Genomic DNA, 2,598 nt, shown 5'->3' with positions numbered 1-2,598 from the left:
GGACTAGCTCTTGTCGTCGCCGTCGATACCCAGGCCGGGCAGGAGGCCCGGGAGGAGGGGTGGGAGGGTGACGTCGGGCTGTTCGGCCGGGGTGGACTTGCCGGTGGACGGGGAGGTGCTGGTGGTGTCTTCCTGGGGTGGGTCGAGAAGGCCGCCGGTGGTGCCGCCGACGAGGCCTTCGCCGCCGCGGTCCGACGTGGACGGCTTGGGCTTGCTGGTGGTGTCCTCGCTGCCGCTGGCGGAGCCGCCGGTGGCGCTCGGGGCCGGGCGGCCGGGATCCGTGGTGCCGGGGGCGCCGGAGTCCGTGGAGCGCTGATTGCCGTCGCCGCCCTGGGCGGGGGGCTGTGGCAGGAGCGCCGAGTGCGGGGCGACCTCGTCGTCTATGGCGTCGAAGACCGACGAGACCTGCTGACTCACGTCCCCGAGCTGCATGGGCAGCCGGTCGCGGAGCGCGCCCCAGGCCTCGCGGTGGGATTGGGAGAAGGCCGACAGGGCCTGGATGGGGCCCAGGGACTCCGGATCTCGCTCGAAGGCCTCGTGGAGCAGGCGGTGGCCCTCGGAGGCGTCGTGCCGCATCCCGGTGAGGGCGCGGCGGATCTCGCCGAGGGACTCGTGGTCGAGCTGTCCGCCCCGGTCGCGCTCCATGAGGCGGCGTGCCTCGCTGAGCCGGGTGGACGCCTGGTCCAGATAGAGCCGGCCCCGGTCGTCGCTGTCGTCGGCCAGGGTGAGCTTCACGTCCTCGATGCCGCGCTTGAGGCCGTAGAGCGAGTCACCGGGCAGGGCGTCCGAGCTGGCGGCGGCCACACCGCCGAAGGCGCTCGCGGCCACACCGACGCTGAGCCCGCCCGCGGCGAGACCCTTCGTCAGTCGGGACCGTGGTCGCAACTTTCCCAGCGGGTTTGCCCGGTGCGCGCCTCGCGCCTTGCCCGATCGCTGTTCGGGCACCGAAGGGTCCGCCGCCTTGCGCCCCGGCAGTGTGCCGTCCCGCAGCATGGCTTCCATCGCGGCCACCAACTGGGCCCGATGGACGACCTTGACCTCGGGGTCGAGCACTGGCTTGGGCAACTCGTCGAGACCGGTCGTGAGGGCCACCATGCGGCCCTGCTCGGTCCGTTGTGCTGCCCGAGCCGGTGCCGATCCCTCGGGCTGCTCGGCCGCCGTGCCCTGGTCGGAAAGCTCCTCCAGGGCCTGGGCGAAGGCGTTCGCCCGCCGGTGCGCCGATACGTTCGCGATCACTGGCGGCACCTCCTCTCGTCATGACGGTCGACTCCCCAGGGGGTCCTGAGGGTTGCGCGTCCCCGACCGATCCACACGATCGAGTGATCGGTGTCGGCCAGGCGCGACCACAGGGAGCCTGTATCCCGCACAACGAGCGGCGTGGCACTTGGGTTACGGACGGCGGATGATCGGGCGAGGAAGCCAACGGACTTCGACGGAAGGTGAGTTGAGGATCGCGGAGCGTGTGCGATCGGTGCGCTCGGCGCGGTGTCGCTCAGCGGCGGTCGTCCTGGTCGGCGGGGTTCAGCGGGCGTCGTCCGGCAGGAGGCGGGCGAGGGTGCGGACCGCGCGGTACTGGAGGGTCTTGATCGCGCCCTCGTTCTTGCCCATGACGCGGGCGGTCTCGGCGACGGAGAGGCCCTGCAGGAATCGGAGGGTGACGCACTCCTGCTGCTGGGGGTTGAGGCGGCGTACGGCCTCGAGGAGGGCGGCGTTGGAGAGGGACTCCAGGACGGAGTCCTCGGGGGAGCGCGCGACCTCGTTGGCGTCGAGCATCTCGCCGGTGGTGACCTCCAGGCGGAAACGGCTGGACTTGAAGTGGTCGGCCACCAGGTTGCGGGCGATCGTGACCAGCCAGGCACCGAAGTCGCGGCCCTGCCAGGTGAACGTGCCGATGCGGCGCAGGGCGCGCAGGAAGGTCTCACTCGTGAGGTCCTCGGCGGTCGCTTTGCCGCCGACGCGGTAGTAGATGTAGCGGTAGACGGTGTCGCTGTACTGGTCGTACAGGCGACCGAACGCGTCGGCCTCGCCGGACTGGGCGCGTTCGACGAGGTCCATCATGCGGGCGCTGTCGCTGTCCGCGGCTGGTCGGCGGGTGGTCGTGGCGGTGGATCCCGAACGGCCTCGTCTGCCCACCGCCGCGCTGCCGTCGGCCAGTGCGTAGCACGGGCCGACGGGCGCGGCGGTGGTGGCGAGGGCGGGGACGGCGTACGCGGTGGGGACGAAGCCGCGCAACAGTTGGTTGACCGTCGCGCGCAGCGTAGCCAGGCCCGAGGCGTCAACCCCGACGTGTGGGTACACGGGACTCCCAGAGGCAGAGCTTCCATCACGTGCAGTACGGAACCTTTCACCCGTCGTAGCGACGGAGGGGTACCCGTTTGCGTTTGAGGAGAATAACGCTTCGTGCAGGCACTGCTACACCCAGTTGCTCAAATCATCGATTACGTCGCTTCTGTTACTGATTGACGGCTGCTAAAGGGCCGCTCCGTGATCGATTGTTGATCGATTGAGTTCGTGTTCCGTCTGGGTGCGGGGCGTGTTGTGGTCGGGTGCGGACGGCGGGACTGAGGGGGGTGGAGTGGGGGTAGGACGGCTGGAATG

General features: G+C 70.4%; 2 protein-coding genes. Both read right to left on the bottom strand.

What is annotated here, in order from left to right:
• Nucleotides 1-3: 3 nt before the first annotated feature.
• Complete coding sequence (locus ACFU53_RS47625) at nt 4-1,236, bottom strand: DUF5667 domain-containing protein (RefSeq protein WP_384006804.1); 1,233 nt, start codon at nt 1,234-1,236, stop codon at nt 4-6.
• A gap of 285 nt (nt 1,237-1,521) precedes the next feature.
• Nucleotides 1,522-2,298: an ECF subfamily RNA polymerase sigma factor, BldN family gene (locus tag ACFU53_RS47620; RefSeq protein ID WP_384006801.1), complete on the bottom strand. Its 777-nt coding sequence runs from the start codon at nt 2,296-2,298 to the stop codon at nt 1,522-1,524.
• Nucleotides 2,299-2,598: the final 300 nt, after the last annotated feature.

It is taken from the genome of Streptomyces sp. NPDC057474, from assembly GCF_042802555.1.
In the GTDB taxonomy this organism is placed as follows: Bacteria; Actinomycetota; Actinomycetes; order Streptomycetales; family Streptomycetaceae; genus Streptomyces.
This window is presented reverse-complemented; position numbering and strand designations above follow the sequence as displayed.